Below are 16,176 nucleotides of genomic sequence, written 5' to 3'. Positions count from 1 at the left end.
CACAATGCCGCCGACAGCTCAGCCCCCGAGCTGACGCCCGTGGCGCGCTGTGTGTTCGAGCGCGCGCCTTACGAGCACGTACTGGAGCGCCACTCGCCCGATGAACGCCACCGCCCCCGCCGCCGCCATCGACGACATCTTCCCGGCCCCGCCGCCGCCCCCGCTGCGCATCGCCCTGGTCGCGGGCGAGGCTTCGGGCGATCTGCTCGGCGCCGGCCTGATCGCCGAGCTCAAGCGCCGCCACCCGGGCGCGCTGTTCGTCGGCATCGGCGGCGAGCAGATGCAGGAAGCCGGCCTGGACGCGTGGTACGACGCCTCCGAACTGGCGGTGATGGGCCTGGTCGAAGTGCTCAAGCATCTGCCGCGCCTGCTGCGCCTGCGCGGCGAGTTGCGCAAGCGCGTGCTCGACTGGAAGCCGGACGTGTTCATCGGCATCGACGCGCCCGACTTCAATCTCGGCGTGGAGCGTTGGCTCAAGCAGCGCGGGGTGAAGACGGTGCACTACGTGAGCCCCTCGGTCTGGGCCTGGCGCGAGAAGCGCGCCGAGAAGATCGGGCAATCGGCCGATCGCGTGCTGTGCCTGTTTCCGATGGAGCCGGCGATCTACGCGCGCCACGGCGTCGACGCGCGTTTCGTGGGCCACCCGCTGGCCGACGAAATGCCGCTGCATCCCGATCGCGATGAGGCGCGCATGTGCCTGGGCCTGGACGACGAGGCGCCGGTGCTGGCCCTGCTGCCCGGCTCGCGGGTCGGCGAAGTCGAACGCCTGAGCGGCGATTTCCTCGCCGCCGCCGCGCGCCTGCGTGCGGCCGAACCGCGCCTGAGCATCGTCGCGCCGATGGCCAACGCGCAGGCGCGTGCCGCGTTCGAGCGCGTGCTGGCCGCGCATCCGGATGCGGCCGCGTTGCGCCCGGCGCTGCACGTCACCGACGGCGGCGCGCGCACGGTGATGACGGCCTGCGACGTGGTCCTGCTGGCGTCCGGCACCGCCACCCTGGAAGCGATGCTGGCCAAGCGCCCGATGGTGGTCGCCTACAAGATCGCGCCGCTGACCTACACCCTGGTCAAGACCTTCGGCCTGCTCAAGACCGACACCTATTCGCTGCCCAACGTGCTGGCCGGCGAACGCGTGGTGCCGGAGCTGATGCAGGCCGACTGCACGCCCGAGAAACTGGCCGCAGCCACGCTCGCGCTGCTGCGCGACGCCGGCCGCGCCAGCACGCTGCCGGCGCGCTTCGAACAGATCCACCTCAGCCTGCGCCGCGACGCCTCCGCGCGCGCCGCCGACGCGGTCGCCGACCTGCTGCCCAGCGGCCATGGCTAAGGCGAGCGGCCAACTCGCGCTGGACCTGAGCCTGGCCCGCGGCGCCCAACGCATCGCCGGCGTCGACGAGGCCGGGCGCGGCCCGCTCGCCGGCCCGGTGGTGGTGGCCGCGGTGGTGCTGGGCCCGGGCCGCACGCCGGTCAACGGACTGGACGATTCCAAGCAGCTCAGCGCCGAGCGCCGCGAAGCGCTGTACGCGCGCATCGTCGAACGCGCCGTGGCCTGGAGCGTGGTCTACGTCGAGGTCGAGGAAATCGACCGCATCAACATCTTCCAGGCCACCCTGGCCGGCATGCGGCGCGCGGTCGAGGCGGTCGCGCATGCGGCCGAACTGGCGCGCATCGACGGCAACGCCCTACCGCGCGGCCTGCCCTGCCCGGCGGAGGCCCTGATCGGCGGCGACGCGCGCGACCGCGCGATCATGGCCGCCTCGATCCTGGCCAAGGTCACGCGCGACCGCCACATGCGCGAGCTGCACGCGCAATGGCCGCAATACGGTTTCGACGAACACAAGGGCTACGGCACGCCCGCGCACCTGGCCGCATTGGCCGCGCACGGCCCCTGCCCGCAGCACCGCCGCAGCTTCGCGCCGGTGCGCGCGGCGCTGGCGTTACAGCCGTTGGCCGAAACGGTCGCGGCTGGCTGACGGAACGGCTGAGTCCGCCGAACCGCTGGCGACTGCCCGCGCGAGCTGAAAGCAAATCCCCCTCGATCCCCCTTTTCAAAGGGGGAAGACCGGCGCCGCGATTTCCAGCATCTGCGGGTGGCGCGCCGACCGCTCGTCGGCTGAACAGCCCATACCTGCCCTAGGTCACGGCGACTTTCCGCAGGCGCGATCACCCTAGGCAACCACGCATGCTGCCGCGGCATCCCTAAGGATGAGGGTCGACGCACTCCGGCCGTGCCCGACGCCCGCCCCCATGGCCGGAACCGGAGGTGCTCCATGCGCATGCCCCATCCGACCCCGACTTCGCAGCCCCTGCCGTTCGAGTCCGACCGCGCCCCGGTGCCGTCGCTGGAACCGGCCATGGCGGTCACGCCCGCGGCGATCGCCGCCTTCGACGCCCTGGTGCACGAACTCCACCCCGATGCCGCGCGCGTCGACGCCACCCGTCTGCAACGCCTGGCCGCCTGGTTGAGCGCGATGCCCAAGGAGGATGCGCGCGCCGTGGTCGATCAACGTCTGCAACGCCTGCAGGAATTGCGCGCGATGCTGGCCGACCCCGACTGGGACTGCGAGCCCGGCGTGCGTGCGCGCCTGGACAAATTGCTGGCCTATGTCGACGACGGCGACGACCTGATCCCGGACCGGATTCCGCTGCTGGGCCTGCTCGACGACGTGCTGCTGATCGAACTGGCCTGGCCCGCCTTCGCCGAGGAGGCCGAGGACTACCGCGACTTCTGCGCCTACCGCGAACTCCGCCATCCGCACGCCAACGGCGCCGAGCTGCGCGCGTCCTGGGTGCGCGAGCGCCTGGACGAGATCGCCCTGCTGCAACAGCGCGTGCGCGTCCACGAACACCACTACGCACCGGCCTTCCATGCCGCGCAGTCGCCGTTCCGGGTTACCTGAAGCGGGCGCGTTCGAGCCGGCCCGGGGCGCTCGAACGCACACGAAAGCGCGGCGATCGGCGCGCAACGGCGCCGATTCGCGCGCTCCCGCGCGGGCCAGGCGCGGTCGCCGCGATGTCAAGCCTTGTACGCGGCGGCCGGGCTGCTAACCTGCTGGCTGTCACGCCGGTTGTCGCATGTCCGCACGCTTCGTTCATCTCCACCTGCACAGCGAGTATTCGCTGGCCGACTCGACGATCCGCATCGACGAGTTGGTCAAACGCTGCGCGAGCCTGGGTCAGCCCGCGGTCGCCCTGACCGACCTCGACAACCTGTTCGCGACGGTCAAGTTCTACAAGGCCGCCGAGAGCGCGGGCCTGAAGCCCATCATCGGCGCCGACGTCGGCCTGGCCGACGGCAACGAAACGCCCTCGCGCATGACCCTGCTGTGCCGCGACCGCGGCGGCTACCTGACCCTGTCGCGCCTGCTCAGCCGCGCCTGGTTGGAAGGCCACCGCGTGGACGGCGTGGTGCTGCGCCCGGAATGGCTGCGCGAGGACAACGGCGGCCTGTTCGCTTTGGCCGGCCGCCACAGCCTGGGCGGGCGCCTGGCGATCGGCGGCCGCCACGAGTTGGCCGAAGCCTGGATCGCCGACTGGCAGAGCGTGCTCGACGACCGCCTGCACCTGGAGCTCACGCGCAGCCGCCGCGACGGCGAGGACGCGTTCAACGCCTTCGCCCTGCACGCCTCCAGCAAGCGCGGTCTGGCCGTGGTCGCCAGCAACGACGCGCGCTTCCTCGACCGCGACGGTTTCGAAGCCCACGAGGCGCGCGTGTGCATCGCCTCGGGCCGCGTGCTCGACGATCCCAAGCGCCCGCGCGACTACAGCGAAGAGCAGTACCTGAAATCGTCGGAGGAGATGGCCGAGCTGTTCGCCGACATCCCCGATGCGATCGACAACGCGGTGGCATTGGCGACGCGCTGCAACGTCGAACTCAAGCTGGGCGAGTACGCCCTGCCGGCGTTCCCGGTGCCCAGCGAGCACACCATCGAGAGCTGGCTGCGCAACTCCGCGCGCGAGGGCCTGGAAAAGCGCCTGGAGAAGGCCCCGCTGGCGGACGGCAAGAGCCGCCAGGATTACGACGACCGGCTCGAGATCGAGCTCGACGTCATCATCAAGATGGGCTTCCCCGGCTACTTCCTGATCGTCGCGGACTTCATCAACTGGGCCAAGGACCACGGCATCCCGGTCGGTCCGGGCCGCGGTTCGGGCGCCGGCTCGCTGGTGGCCTGGGCGCTGGGCATCACCGATCTGGACCCGCTGCCCTACGACCTGCTGTTCGAGCGATTCCTCAATCCCGAACGCGTGTCGATGCCCGACTTCGACATCGACTTCTGCATGGATCGGCGCGACGAGGTGATCGACTACGTCGCCGCCAAGTACGGCCGCGACCGCGTCAGCCAGATCATCACCTACGGCACCATGGCCGCCAAGGCGGTGGTGCGCGACTCCGGACGCGTGCTCGGCCATCCCTACGGCTTCGTCGACGGCATCGCCAAGCTGATCCCGAACACCCTGGGCATCAGCCTGGACGACGCGCTGGGCAACACCGACGCGGCCAAGCAGAACCCGATGCTGGCCTCGGCCGACCTGATCGACCGCTACCGCACCGAGGATGACGTACGCGACTTGCTCGACCTGGCGTTGAGCCTGGAAGACCTGACCCGCAACGCCGGCAAGCACGCCGGCGGCGTGGTGATCGCGCCCTCGCCGCTGAGCGACTTCTGCCCGCTGTTCGCCGAACACGACGGCGAAGGCCGCGGCCGCAACCCGGTCACCCAGTTCGACAAGGACGACGTCGAAGCCGTCGGCCTGGTCAAGTTCGACTTCCTCGGCCTGCGCACGCTCACGATCATCGATTGGGCGGTGAAGGCGATCAACCTGCGCCGCGCCGCGGCCGGCGAAGCGCCGTTGGACATCACGGCGCTGGAGCTGGACGACAAGCTCAGCTACGAGCTGTTCGCGCGCGGCGATACGGTCGCGGTGTTCCAGTTCGAATCGCGCGGCATGCGCGAGCTGCTCAAGCGCGCCAAGCCCGACACCTTCGAAGACATCATCGCGCTCGCCGCGCTGTTCCGTCCCGGCCCGCTAGGCTCGGGGATGGATCGCGAATGGGTCGATCGTAAGCACGGCAACACCGAAGTCAGTTATCCGCACGCCTCGCTGGAACCCGTGCTGTCGCCGACCTACGGCGTCATCGTGTACCAGGAACAGGTGATGCAGATCGCCCAGGTGCTGGCGGGCTACACGCTCGGTGGCGCCGACATGCTGCGCCGCGCGATGGGCAAGAAGAAGCCCGAGGAAATGGCGAAGGAGCGCGCCAAGTTCGAGGCCGGTTGCGCCGAACGCGGCATCCCGGCCAAGCAGGCCAGCCCGATCTTCGACTTGATGGAGAAGTTCGCCGAGTACGGCTTCAACAAGTCGCACTCGGCCGCCTACGCCCTGGTCGCGTATCAGACCGCCTGGCTGAAGGTGCACTACCCGGCCGAATTCATGGCCGCGGTGCTGTCCTCGGACATGGACAACACCGACAAGATCGTCGGCTTCCTCGACGAAGCGCGCACCATGGGCCTGGACGTGCTGCCGCCGGACGTGGACGCCTCGGCCTACATGTTCGAAGCCAAGGACGCGCGCACCATCCGCTACGGCCTGGGCGCGGTGAAGGGCGTCGGCCGCGGCGCCTGCGAGGCCATCGTCGATGCGCGCCGCGCCGGGCCCTTCGACGATCTGCTGGATTTCTGCAAACGCGTCGACAGCGGCAAGCTCAACCGGCGCGCGCTGGAGGCGATGACCCAGGCCGGCGCCCTGGATCGGCTGGGCAAGAACCGCGCGAGCCTGATGCTGCAGCTGCCGGAGGTGCTCAAGGCCACCGACCAGCTCGCGCGCGAGCGCGACGCCGGCCAGGTCTCGCTGTTCGGCGGCTTCGAGGCCGCCGCGCCGGCGCTGCACCTGGACCTGTCGGAAGCCGACGAGTGGCCGCTGGCGCAGTTGCTGGCCGGCGAACGCGAAACCCTGGGCCACTACCTCAGCGGCCATCCCTTCGACCCCTATCGCGACGAATTGCGCGGCCTGGTCGGCAACGATCTGGGCGAGCTCGACCGGATATGGGAGAACCGCCCCGAGAGCGCGCGCAGCGGCTGGCGCCCGGAACTGGAAGTGGTGGTGGCCGGCCAGGTCGTCGGCCTGCGCAAGAAGGGCGACAGCCAGATGTTCGTGCAGATCGAGGACGGCCGCGGCCGGCTCGAATGCGCCTTCTTCGCCGAGACCTACGGCGAGTTCGCCTCCCTGCTCGCGCGCGACCGCCTGCTGATCGTGCAGGGCGGCCTGCGCGAGGACGCCTTCAGCGGCGGCTTCGCCTTGCGCGCGCAGCGCTGCTGGGAGTACTCGCAGGTCTGCGCCAAGCACGCGCAGCGCCTGTCGATGCGCCTGGACCTGCGCGTGCCCGGCACCTGGCAACGCGTGGACGCGCTGCTGGCCAAGAACCGCCCCGGGCAGACGCCGATCCGCCTGGACCTGCTGCGCGCCGGCGCGGCCGGCATGCTCGATCTCAACGGCGGCCAGTCGGTGCGCGTGGACGCCGACCTGGTCGGCACGCTGCGCGCCCAGCCCGGCGTGCGCGCGGTCAAGCTGACCCTGGCCAAGCCCTGGGCTGGGGGCTAGAAGCGAGAAGTGAGCGTAGAGGAGTGAGGAGTGAGCAAGGGCGGTACCAGCTTTCGCTCACTCCTCACTCCTCTACGCTCACTCCTGCCCCTCCCCCCTACCCCTCGGTACGGTCCGCCCCCCTGGGCTAGACTGTGCCCCTTTCCGGCCCCGGCCCGAGCATGAATCCGAACTACCTCGACTTCGAGCAGCCCATCGCCGACCTGGAAGCCAAGATCCAGGAACTGCGCCACGCCAACAGCGGGCCGGCGGTCGACATCGATTCCGAGATCCACGCCCTGCAGGACAAGCTGCGCCTGCGTACCGCGCAGATCTTCCGCGACCTCAGCCCCTGGCAGATCTCGCAGCTGGCCCGCCATCCGGCGCGCCCCTACACCCTGGACTACATCCGGGTGATCTGCGACGAGTTCCAGGAACTGGCCGGCGACCGCGCCTTCGCCGACGACGCCGCCATCGTCGGCGGCCTGGGCCGCATCGACGGCCGTCCGGTGGTCATCATCGGCCACCAGAAGGGCCGCGACACCAAGAGCAAGATCCGCCGCAACTTCGGCATGCCGCGCCCCGAGGGCTACCGCAAGGCGCTGCGCCTGATGAAGATGGCCGAGCGCTTCAAGCTGCCGCTGCTGACCTTCATCGACACCGCCGGCGCCTGGCCGGGCATCGACGCCGAAGAGCGCGGCCAGTCCGAGGCGATCGCGCGCAACCTGCTGGAAATGGCCGAACTCAAGATCCCGGTGATCTGCACCGTGATCGGCGAAGGCGGCTCCGGCGGCGCGCTCGCGATCGGCGTCGGCGACCGCACCCTGATGCTGGAATACAGCACCTACTCGGTGATCACGCCCGAAGGCTGCGCCTCGATCCTGTGGAAGACCGCCGAGAAGGCCAAGGACGCCGCGGAGCAACTGGGCCTGACCGCCAAGCGCCTGTTCGAGCTGGGCCTGATCGACAAGATCGTGCGAGAGCCGATCGGCGGCGCCCACCGCAACCCCAAGCAGATGGCCACCCGCCTCAAGGCCGTGCTACTGAACGAGCTCGACGCCCTGGAACAGATCCCGGCCCCGGAACTGCTGCAGCGCCGCTACGAGCGCCTGCGCGGCTACGGGGCTTACGAGGCCGCGTAAGCGCGCGGCCTTCGCCATGGGCGGCTGGCTGAAAGGGATCGTAGGCGCGGCTTTGCTGCTGACCGGCTGCTTCGTTTGCTTTTTCTACGGCCTGTACTGGTACGGCGCCAGCGCGCTGCCGCAAGAACTGCCGCGCGCGCAGCGCAGCTATCCCGACGAAGTGCGCGCGATCTATTGGGCGTCGCTGGGCGGCGAAGGCCCAATGCGGGCTGAGCGCCTGGATCCGCTGAAGTTGATTTGGTTGGTATTCCGCGGTGTTCAGCACGACCGACGGCCCAACCTGGTATCTGAGTACGATCTATCGTCCTCGGTTTCACGTCAGATTGTCTTGGAACACACACCAGATCTGCGCGGCGCGCGTTGGCATCTTGCGGGCATCGCCGCCACCATTCGCGTGAGCAACGAACGGTCAGCCGAACAGATCGCGGACTTCGCCCTCGACCGAGCCTGGATGGGCCGCGACGCACGCGGACTGGGCGAGGCCTCACACGCGTATTTTGGCGTGCCTTTCGAGCAAACGACTCAGGCCGAACGCATCGCGTTGATCGCTTTGATGCGCGGACCGTCCTATTTCGATCCGAGCCGAAACCCAGAGCGTTTCCGCTCACGTTATGCGTATGTGGCACAGCAGTTCGGCGTGAGCGCGACGGATATCGATCTGCAGCGCGACCTCGTCCGGCTTAAACCAACAGCGACCGCGCGCTAGTCGCAGCACCGGAATGCGCCGCATTCCGTCCCAACTGGAAGCACTCTTTCGAATGACACCCGATCTCTACTGGGTAGGCGATATCTCGCCCCTACGCCTGGCCTTGGCGCCTCGACCGCGAGCGGGCGAATGGTTGGAGGACGAACTGACCGGCTGGAGACGCGCAGGCGTCGACACGGTCGTGTCCTTACTCGAATCCCATGAAGCACACGAACTAGGTCTCGCCGATGAGGCGCGCGCGTGCGAAGCCTGTGGCATCGACTATTTGTCGTTCCCGATCCCGGATCGCCAGACACCTGACTGCGTGGACAAGACCGGCCGCCTCGTCGCTGAACTCCTGACGCAATTACGATCCGGACGCTCGATCGTGCTCCATTGTCGTGCGGGAATCGGACGGACCGGCCTGATCGCTGCCTGCGTGCTTTGCGATATCGGCATCGACAGCGCAAAAGTCTTCGCCGTGCTCAGCGCGACGCGGAGGGTCCAGGTACCCGACACCCAGGAGCAGGAAGTCTGGGTAGCGCAATACGCGAATCGCCGACCTCGGCGATGACAAGCCGCTGCCCGCGCTACCAAGCCCGCAAATACTGATCCGGCCCATGCAGCTCCGCGCCCAGCTCCGCCGCCGCGCGGCGCGGGAAGTACGGGTCGCGCAGCAGTTCGCGCGCCAGCAGCACCACGTCCGCCTCGCCGCTGTCGACGATGCCTTCGGCTTGCGTCGCATCGGTGATCTGGCCGACCGCGCCGGTGGCGATGCCGCCTTCGCGGCGTATGCGCGCGGCGAATGGGACCTGGTAGCCGGGGCCGACGGGAATACGCACGTTGGGCATGAGTCCGCCGCTGGAGACGTCGATCAGGTCCACGCCCAGCGATTTGACGATGCGCGCCAGCTCGATGCTTTGCTCGATGTCCCAGCCGCCTTCGACCCAATCGGTGGCGGACACGCGCAGCCATAGCGGCAGGCGCTCCGGCCAGACCTCGCGCACCGCCGCCAGCACTTCGCGCAGCAGGCGCGTGCGGCTGTCGAAGTCGCCGCCGTAGCCGTCATCGCGGCGGTTGCTCAGCGGCGACAGGAATTCGTGCAGCAGATAGCCGTGCGCGGCATGCACTTCGATCAATTGGAACCCGGCCGCGAGCGCGCGATGCGCGGCCGCGGCGAAATCGTCGATCACGTTGGCCAGGCCGCAGCTGTCGAGCGCGCGCGGCGCGACATGGCCGTCGGCGAACGGCAGCGGCGACGGCGCCACCGGCGTCCAGCCGCCGTAGCCCGGCGCGATCGCGCGTCCGCCCAGCCACGGCGGCTCGACGCTGGCCTTGCGCCCGGCGTGCGCCAGCTGCATGCCGGGCACCGCGCCGTTGGCGCGTATGAAGCAGGCGATTTCAGACCAGGCCTCGCCTTGGCGATCGTTCCAGATGCCGGTGTCGCTGGGCGAAATGCGGCCTTCGGGCGAGATCGCGGTGGCCTCGGTCAGCACCACGCCCGCCCCGCCTACCGCGCGGCTGCCCAGGTGCACCAGGTGCCAGTTCTCGGGCATGCCGTCGATCGCCGAGTACTGGCACATCGGCGACACCGCGATGCGGTTGCGCAGGGTCACGGAGCGTTGCGGGTACGGGTCGAACAGGCGGGCCAACGGAGCGTCTCGATACGGGGTGAGGAAACAGTAAGCGCGCTCCGGCGCGGTAACAGCGCCATCGATGGGTTGCTCCGTCCCACCACCGTGGCACCATCGGCGGATGCCGTCTTCGCCCCCCACCCCGCTGCTCCAGGCCCTGCACGATCTGCCGGACGGGCCGCTGTGCGTGGGCTACAGCGGCGGCCTGGATTCCAGCGTGCTGCTGCACGCGCTGGCGGCCACGCCCGCCGCGCGCGCGCAGGGCCTGCGCGCCTGGCACGTGCACCATGGCCTGCATGCGCAGGCCGACGCCTGGGCCGCCCAATGCGCCGAAATCTGCGCGGCACTCAGCGTTCCGCTGACGGTGTCGCGGGTGAACGTGGCCCACGATCGCGGCGACGGGCCCGAGGCCGCGGCGAGGCGCGCGCGCCATGCCGCGTTCGAGGCCGGATTGCACGCGGGCGAGACCCTGGCGCTGGCCCACCACCGCGACGACCAGGCCGAGACCTTCCTGCTGCGCGCGCTGCGCGCCTCCGGCCCGGACGGGCTGGCGGCGATGCGGCGCTGGCGCGATTGCGGTGCCGGCCGGCTGTGGCGGCCCTTGCTGGCGCTGCCGCGCAACGCGCTGGAGGCCTATGCGCGCGAGCACGGACTGCGCTGGATCGAAGACCCCAGCAACGCCGACGACGCCTACGACCGCAATTTCCTGCGCCGGCGCGTGCTACCGCTGCTGCGCGAACGCTGGCCCCAGGCCGATGCCGCGTTGGCGGCCTCGGCCGGCTTGAACGCGCAGGCGGCGACGCTGCTGGAGCGCGAGGATGCGCTGGCCCTGGCCCAGGTGCGCAGCGCCGACCCGCAGGCGCTGTCGCGCGCGGGGCTGCGCGCACTGGCGCCCGCGCGCCGCGCACGCGTGCTGCGGCGCTGGATCGCCGACCTGCGCCTGCCGCCGCTGCCGGCCCAGGGCGTGGCCCGGATCGAGGCCGAGCTGCTGGACGCGCGCGACGACGCCGAGGCCCAATTCGTCTGGAGCGGCGCGGTGATCCGCGCCTGGCGCGACCTGCTGCATGCGCAGGCGCAAACGCCGGCGCTGGCGCAGGACTGGCGCACGCATTGGGATGGCCGCGCACCGCTGGCCCTGCCCGGTGGCGGCGAACTGCGGCTGGAAGGTGCAGCGGCCCTGGAGGCGCTCTGCGAGGCGCATGCGCGGGTCGGCGGCGAGCGCATCGTCCTGCCCGGTCGCTCGCACGGCCACAGCCTCAAGCAGGCCCTGCAGAGCCTGGGCGTGCCTCCCTGGGAGCGCCGACGCCTGCCGCTGTTGTCGCGCGACGGCGCGCTGCTGGCGGTCGGCGACCTGGCCTACTCCGCCGAGTTCGACGGCTGGCTGCGCGAACGCCGGGCGCGCCTGGTCTGGCGGCCCTGAGCGTGGCGCGCGACGCGCGCACGCGTTGACCCCGCGCAGCCCGCGCCGCACACTTGTCGCATGCCACGTAAAGCCGCCAACGAGCCCTCGCCCGTGACCGATTTCGAGCAATCGCTGGATGCGCTCGAACAGTTGGTCGAGAAGATGGAACACGGCGAGATGAGCCTGGAAGATTCGCTCGCCGCCTACGAACGCGGCGTGGGCCTGTACCGCCGCTGCCAGACCGCGCTGGAAGAGGCCGAGCTGCGCGTGCGCTTGCTCAGCGACCCGCAGGACCCGGCCAGCGCCGAACCCTATTCCGGCTCGCCCAACGCCTCCGATGCGTGATCCGCGCCTGGCCGTCTGGCGCGAACGCGCCGACGCCGCGCTGGTACGCGCGCTGCCCGACCCGAACGCCTCGCCGCAAGCGCTGCACGCGGCCATGCGCCATGCGGTGCTGCTGGGCGGCAAGCGTCTGCGCCCGCTGTTGGTCTACGCGGCCGGCGCGCTGTTCGATGCCGACGAGGCCGCGCTGGACGCGCCCGCGGCCGCGGTCGAACTGATCCATGCCTATTCGCTGGTCCACGACGATCTGCCCGCCATGGACGACGACGCCCTGCGCCGTGGCCAACCGACCGTGCACGTGGCCTACGACGAAGCCACCGCGATCCTGGCCGGCGACGCGCTGCAGTCGCTGGCCTTCAGCGTGCTGGCCGAGACCGCGGCTGGCGACGGCGTACGCGTGGCCCTGCTGCGCAGCCTGGCCGAGGCCGCCGGCGCTTCGGGCATGTGCGGCGGCCAGGCCCTGGACATAGCCGCCACCGGCACCGGCGCGGCGCTGGACCTGTCCGCACTGGAACGTCTGCACGCGCTCAAGACCGGCGCCCTGATCCGCGCCGCGGTGCGCATGGGCGCGCTCTGCGGTGGCGCCGATGCGGCGGCGCTGGACGCCCTGGACCGCTACGCGCAGGCCTTGGGCTTGGCTTTCCAGGTCCGCGACGACATTCTCGACGTCGAAGGCAGCAGTGCCACGCTGGGCAAGACCGCCGGCAAGGACGCCGCCCAGGACAAAGCGACCTTCCCCGCCCTGATCGGCCTGGACGGGTCGCGCGCGCGCCTGGACGCGCTGCTGGAAACCATGCGCGCCGCGCTGGCGCCCTTCGGCGCCAAAGCCGTGGCGCTGACCGAACTAGGCGAGTTCGCGGCGCGACGCGATCATTGACTCGCGCGAGCGACGCTCGCGCGACCGCAGGCTCCACACAGCAATGCGGTTTGCCCAAACATCCGCAGCGCCCGCTCGGAGCGCGTTTCGTAGGATGCGGTGAAAACCGCATCATCGCGATCACCCGGAGTCCCGCGACGATGCGGTTCGCCTAACGCTCACCGCATCCTACGGGCGAATAGCGTCGCAGTTTCGGCCGCGATCTAAAGTCACTGGATCTCCGCTTTCGCCGGGATGACGACAAAGCAGCGATGCGCGGCGGTTACGAGTGCGGTTGCAATGCCGTTGCCGTTGTTGCGGCATTGAAATCCAAAAGCAACGCACTCACTCGACCAACCGTAGACCCGAAGGGCGGCGCGCAGGACGCGCGCCGTTTTTCGAATGGACAGGGACGTCCGGGTTGGTCACGCTAGCCCTTCTCTTTGGTTACTTTCTCTTGGGCTAGCAAGAGAAAGTGACCCGCATGCGCAGCAGGCGGAAGCCTTTGACTTTCGTCAAGAAGAGACGAGAGCAAAGCCAAAGCAAATCCTCCCCAACCCTCCTTTTCCAAAGGAGGGAGCTAAGGGCAAGAGCTTGCTAGCGTTCAGCCGTGCACGAACCTGCGGTTCGTAAACGCACGGCTTCACCCTTTTCCAAAGGAGGGAGCTAGAAGCAAAGAGGAGGGAGCCAGAAGCGAAGCGTAGGAGTCGTCTGTAGAAGGGCGCCAAAGACACCAGACCCCCGCCTTCGCGGAGATAGCGAGCCCCCAAAACGCAACGGGCCCGGCAATGCCGGGCCCGTCGGGCACTACGTTTGCGCGATCGATTACTTGATCAGGCGCAGCGCGAACGGATAGCGATAACGCTCACCGTTGTTGGCCTTGATGCCGCCGATGATGAACAGCACGATCGAACCCAGCCAGACCAGCCAGATCAGGATCGACAGAACGCTACCCAGACCCAGCGTGACGATCGTGAGGATCGTGATGACCACGGTCAAGATCACATAGACGATCAGCAGCGTGATGTTGAAGTTCAACGCTTCCTTCGCCTGATCGATCAGGAACGACTTCTCCGGCTTGTCCTTGTTGATCAACCAGATGATCAGCGGGACCACGAAGCCAGCCACGATGGCCGACAGATGGGTGATCAGCGCCAGGGTGCGGTCTTCGGAGTTGCCGTCGGCCGATGATTCGTTGATATCGCTCATTCCTTGTTTCCCCTTTCCAGTTCCCGTTTGGATGGCATTGGCGACGACCGTACGGGTCGCCCCAGCCGGCCCACTCTCAGCCGCGTAGCCACCGCTGTCAAGGACGGCGGCGCACGGTCCGCAGGGCGCGACCTTCGTAGCAACGCAAGCGCCGCCCGGCAACGGCCAGGCGGCTGCGCTGGCGCAGCATGACCGGTCGGGATGACAAGCCGGCGTCGGCGTCGGGCTCAGCCCTCGCCGGCGTCGCCGGCGACGGTCATGCGCCCGACCAGGATCGAACCGGTGTGCAGGTGCGAACGCGGGTCGACGTCGCTGCCGACCGCCTCGATGGCCTGGAACATGCGCTTGAGATTGCCGGCGATGGTGATGCCGTCGACCGGATGCTGGATCTGGCCGTGCTCGACCCAGTAGCCGGCCGCGCCGCGCGAGTAATCGCCGGTCACCGTGTTCACGCCCTGCCCCATCAGTTCGGTCACCAGCAGGCCGCGACCCATGCCGCGCAGCATGGCTTCGAAATCGCCGGCGTTGGCGGCGACCTCCAGGTTGTGCACGCCGCCGGCGTTGGCGGTGCTCTGCAACCCGAGCTTGCGCGCCGAATAGCTGCCCAGGATGTAGCGCTGCAGTACGCCGTCGCTCACCAGCGCCGATTCGCGCGTGGCCACGCCCTCGGCGTCGAAGGCGCTGGAGCGGAAGCCGCGCTGCAGGAACGGCCGCTCGCGGATCGAGAACCACTCCGGAAACAGGCGGGTGCCGGCGGAATCCAACAGGAAACTCGCGCGCCGGTACAGCGCGCCGCCCGAAACCGCGCCGAGCAGGTGGCCGATCAGGGAACGCGCCGATTCGGCCGCGTACAACACCGGGTACTTGCCGGTCGCGATCTGCCGCGGCGCCAGGCGCGACACCGCGCGTTGCGCGGCATGGCGGCCGATCGCGGCGGTCGTTTCCAGGTCGTTCTCGGCCAGGGCGATGCTGTACCAGCCGTCGCGCTGCATGGCCTCGCCACGGCCGGCGATCAGGGCGCAACTCAGGCTGTGCTGGGTGCTGCCCTCGCGGCCGATGAAGCCGTGCGAATTGGCGTACACGCCCAGGCTGGCGCCGGTGCCGATCGAGGCGCCGTCGGAGTTCTCCACCCGCGCGTCGAACTCGCGGCCGGCGGCCTCGCAGGCCAGGGCCAGATCGACCGCGCGGTCGGCCTCCAGCATCCACGGATGCCAGCTGTCGAACGCGCGCCAGCCACCCTGGTCCTGGGCGGGGGCCATCAACTCGGCGTCGGCGAGACCCGCGGCGGGGTCGTCCTCGGTGTAGCGCGCGATCGCGCAGGCCTGCTCGACGGTGGCCTCCAGGCTGTCGTCGCGCAGGTCGGCGGTGCTGGCGCTGCCCTTGCGGCGGCCGAAATAGACCGTGATCGCGATACCGCGGTCGCGGGTGGCCTCGACGGTCTCGACCTCGCCCATGCGCACGTTCACGTTAAGGCCGGCCTCTTCCGAGCACGAGACCTCGGCCTGGCTGGCGCCGCGCGCGCGCGCGGCCTCGAGCAGGCGCTGGGACAAGCCGGACAGAGCGTCCAGGCGCGCCTCCGGATCGGTGATGACGTGGGCCGGAGCGGTCTGACGGAGGGCGACTGCGTTCAATGTCTTATCCTTAGCTGCCGTGACGCCGTGGCGTCGCGGGATTTCGATTCGGTTTGACGGTAGGAGAGGTGGTAGCGATGCGCGGCAGAGACGACGAAACCGGCGAATTTTTCAGCCCCAGCCGCAGCCAGAACCGGCGCGAGGCGCTGGAAGTGCTGTCCCTGGGCGAACAGTTGTCCAAGCTGACCGACGCCCAGCTGGCGCGGCTGCCGATCCCGGAGGGCCTGCTGCCGCATATCCGCGAATGCCGGCGCATCACCGCGCACATCGCCCACAAGCGCCAGCTGGCCTACCTGGCCAAGCAGATGCGGCGCGAGGACGACGCCACGCTGGAAGCGATCCGCGACGCGCTCGACGTCAACGGCGAGGCCGGCCGGCGCGAGGTCGCGGCCATGCACCGCGCCGAGTCCTGGCGCGACCGCCTGCTCGAAGGCGGCGACGCGGAACTGGCCGAACTGATCGACGAACACCCGCAAGCGGATCGCCAGCGCCTGCGCCAGCTCGTGCGCAACACCCTGGAAGAGCGCAAGCGCAACAAACCGCCGCACTCGTTCCGCGAGCTTTACCGCGAACTGCGCGCGGTGATGATGGGCGGCAACGATGCCGGCGGCGACGACGACGAGGCCGAATAAACCCCGTCTCGAACCAGGCGACACAGGCGCCGCCATGGCGATTTCCGAACAATTGCGCCGCATCGAA

Annotated in this window: 14 protein-coding genes; 11 read left to right on the top strand and 3 right to left on the bottom strand. The window is 69.5% G+C overall.

Going from position 1 to position 16,176, the window contains the following annotated elements:
- Nucleotides 1-100: 100 nt before the first annotated feature.
- From lpxB to ASE35_RS20840, 7 genes are all read left to right on the top strand, one after another.
- Nucleotides 101-1,324, top strand: coding sequence for a lipid-A-disaccharide synthase (gene lpxB / locus ASE35_RS17790; protein WP_082576338.1), 1,224 nt, complete (start codon nucleotides 101-103; stop codon nucleotides 1,322-1,324).
- On the top strand, nucleotides 1,317-1,970 hold the full coding sequence (rnhB, locus tag ASE35_RS17785; RefSeq protein ID WP_082611351.1) for a ribonuclease HII: 654 nt from the start codon (nucleotides 1,317-1,319) through the stop codon (nucleotides 1,968-1,970). Before lpxB ends, rnhB begins: the two co-directional genes overlap by 8 nt.
- A gap of 297 nt (nucleotides 1,971-2,267) precedes the next feature.
- Nucleotides 2,268-2,897: a hypothetical protein gene (locus ASE35_RS17780; RefSeq protein WP_057164665.1), complete on the top strand. Its 630-nt coding sequence runs from the start codon at nucleotides 2,268-2,270 to the stop codon at nucleotides 2,895-2,897.
- Nucleotides 2,898-3,072: 175 nt separating this feature from the next.
- Nucleotides 3,073-6,597: a DNA polymerase III subunit alpha gene (dnaE, locus tag ASE35_RS17775; RefSeq protein WP_056176138.1), complete on the top strand. Its 3,525-nt coding sequence runs from the start codon at nucleotides 3,073-3,075 to the stop codon at nucleotides 6,595-6,597.
- 161 nt (nucleotides 6,598-6,758) lie between these two features.
- Nucleotides 6,759-7,718, top strand: coding sequence for an acetyl-CoA carboxylase carboxyltransferase subunit alpha (locus tag ASE35_RS17770; RefSeq protein WP_056176141.1), 960 nt, complete (start codon nucleotides 6,759-6,761; stop codon nucleotides 7,716-7,718).
- A gap of 16 nt (nucleotides 7,719-7,734) precedes the next feature.
- The gene (locus ASE35_RS17765; RefSeq protein ID WP_057159654.1) at nucleotides 7,735-8,424 is read left to right on the top strand and encodes a transglycosylase domain-containing protein; all 690 of its coding nucleotides are present in this window, start codon (nucleotides 7,735-7,737) and stop codon (nucleotides 8,422-8,424) included.
- Between the two features lie 13 nt (nucleotides 8,425-8,437).
- Nucleotides 8,438-8,977 carry a tyrosine-protein phosphatase gene (locus tag ASE35_RS20840; protein ID WP_082611350.1) on the top strand — a complete coding sequence of 180 codons (540 nt, stop codon included), beginning with the start codon at nucleotides 8,438-8,440 and terminating at the stop codon, nucleotides 8,975-8,977.
- Between the two features lie 16 nt (nucleotides 8,978-8,993).
- On the opposite strand, the gene ASE35_RS17760 is transcribed toward ASE35_RS20840, so the two are convergent.
- Nucleotides 8,994-10,055 (bottom strand): NADH:flavin oxidoreductase/NADH oxidase, encoded by a 1,062-nt coding sequence (locus ASE35_RS17760; RefSeq protein WP_057164664.1) that lies wholly within the window; start codon nucleotides 10,053-10,055, stop codon nucleotides 8,994-8,996.
- 103 nt (nucleotides 10,056-10,158) lie between these two features.
- Between ASE35_RS17760 and tilS the strand changes: the two genes are divergently transcribed.
- Genes tilS through ASE35_RS17745 form a run of 3 tightly spaced genes read left to right on the top strand, consistent with a single transcriptional unit; the run spans nucleotide 10,159 to nucleotide 12,658 of the window.
- A complete protein-coding gene (gene tilS / locus ASE35_RS17755; RefSeq protein WP_057164663.1) occupies nucleotides 10,159-11,457 on the top strand; it encodes a tRNA lysidine(34) synthetase TilS in 1,299 nt (432 codons plus the stop codon).
- A 60-nt stretch (nucleotides 11,458-11,517) separates the two neighbouring features.
- On the top strand, nucleotides 11,518-11,784 hold the full coding sequence (locus ASE35_RS17750) for an exodeoxyribonuclease VII small subunit (protein WP_057164662.1): 267 nt from the start codon (nucleotides 11,518-11,520) through the stop codon (nucleotides 11,782-11,784).
- Nucleotides 11,777-12,658 (top strand): farnesyl diphosphate synthase, encoded by an 882-nt coding sequence (locus ASE35_RS17745; RefSeq protein ID WP_057164661.1) that lies wholly within the window; start codon nucleotides 11,777-11,779, stop codon nucleotides 12,656-12,658. The genes ASE35_RS17750 and ASE35_RS17745 overlap by 8 nt, the downstream gene beginning before the upstream one ends.
- 804 nt (nucleotides 12,659-13,462) lie before the next feature.
- Here ASE35_RS17745 and ASE35_RS17740 read toward each other — a convergent pair.
- Nucleotides 13,463-13,846 (bottom strand): DUF4870 domain-containing protein, encoded by a 384-nt coding sequence (locus tag ASE35_RS17740; RefSeq protein ID WP_056176167.1) that lies wholly within the window; start codon nucleotides 13,844-13,846, stop codon nucleotides 13,463-13,465.
- A 227-nt stretch (nucleotides 13,847-14,073) separates the two neighbouring features.
- Nucleotides 14,074-15,435, bottom strand: coding sequence for a metalloprotease PmbA (gene pmbA, locus ASE35_RS17735; RefSeq protein WP_157489559.1), 1,362 nt, complete (start codon nucleotides 15,433-15,435; stop codon nucleotides 14,074-14,076).
- A 119-nt stretch (nucleotides 15,436-15,554) separates the two neighbouring features.
- Between pmbA and yjgA the strand changes: the two genes are divergently transcribed.
- Nucleotides 15,555-16,109, top strand: a complete 555-nt coding sequence (gene yjgA, locus ASE35_RS17730; protein ID WP_056176173.1) for a ribosome biogenesis factor YjgA — start codon at nucleotides 15,555-15,557, stop codon at nucleotides 16,107-16,109.
- The last annotated feature ends 67 nt before the right edge of the window (nucleotides 16,110-16,176 follow it).

The organism is Lysobacter sp. Root916, from assembly GCF_001429785.1.
Classification (GTDB): domain Bacteria; phylum Pseudomonadota; class Gammaproteobacteria; order Xanthomonadales; family Xanthomonadaceae; genus Lysobacter.
The sequence above is the reverse complement of the archived record's forward strand: the minus strand, read 5'-3'. Positions and strand labels throughout refer to the sequence as shown.

Coding starts and splice junctions, on each gene's coding strand:
- lpxB (WP_082576338.1), top strand. CDS start 101: ATGAACGCCACCGCCCCCGCCGCCGCCATCGACGACATCTTCCCGGCC.
- rnhB (WP_082611351.1), top strand. CDS start 1,317: ATGGCTAAGGCGAGCGGCCAACTCGCGCTGGACCTGAGCCTGGCCCGC.
- ASE35_RS17780 (WP_057164665.1), top strand. CDS start 2,268: ATGCGCATGCCCCATCCGACCCCGACTTCGCAGCCCCTGCCGTTCGAG.
- dnaE (WP_056176138.1), top strand. CDS start 3,073: ATGTCCGCACGCTTCGTTCATCTCCACCTGCACAGCGAGTATTCGCTG.
- ASE35_RS17770 (WP_056176141.1), top strand. CDS start 6,759: ATGAATCCGAACTACCTCGACTTCGAGCAGCCCATCGCCGACCTGGAA.
- ASE35_RS17765 (WP_057159654.1), top strand. CDS start 7,735: ATGGGCGGCTGGCTGAAAGGGATCGTAGGCGCGGCTTTGCTGCTGACC.
- ASE35_RS20840 (WP_082611350.1), top strand. CDS start 8,438: ATGCGCCGCATTCCGTCCCAACTGGAAGCACTCTTTCGAATGACACCC.
- tilS (WP_057164663.1), top strand. CDS start 10,159: ATGCCGTCTTCGCCCCCCACCCCGCTGCTCCAGGCCCTGCACGATCTG.
- ASE35_RS17750 (WP_057164662.1), top strand. CDS start 11,518: ATGCCACGTAAAGCCGCCAACGAGCCCTCGCCCGTGACCGATTTCGAG.
- ASE35_RS17745 (WP_057164661.1), top strand. CDS start 11,777: ATGCGTGATCCGCGCCTGGCCGTCTGGCGCGAACGCGCCGACGCCGCG.
- ASE35_RS17740 (WP_056176167.1), bottom strand. CDS start 13,846: ATGAGCGATATCAACGAATCATCGGCCGACGGCAACTCCGAAGACCGC.
- yjgA (WP_056176173.1), top strand. CDS start 15,555: ATGCGCGGCAGAGACGACGAAACCGGCGAATTTTTCAGCCCCAGCCGC.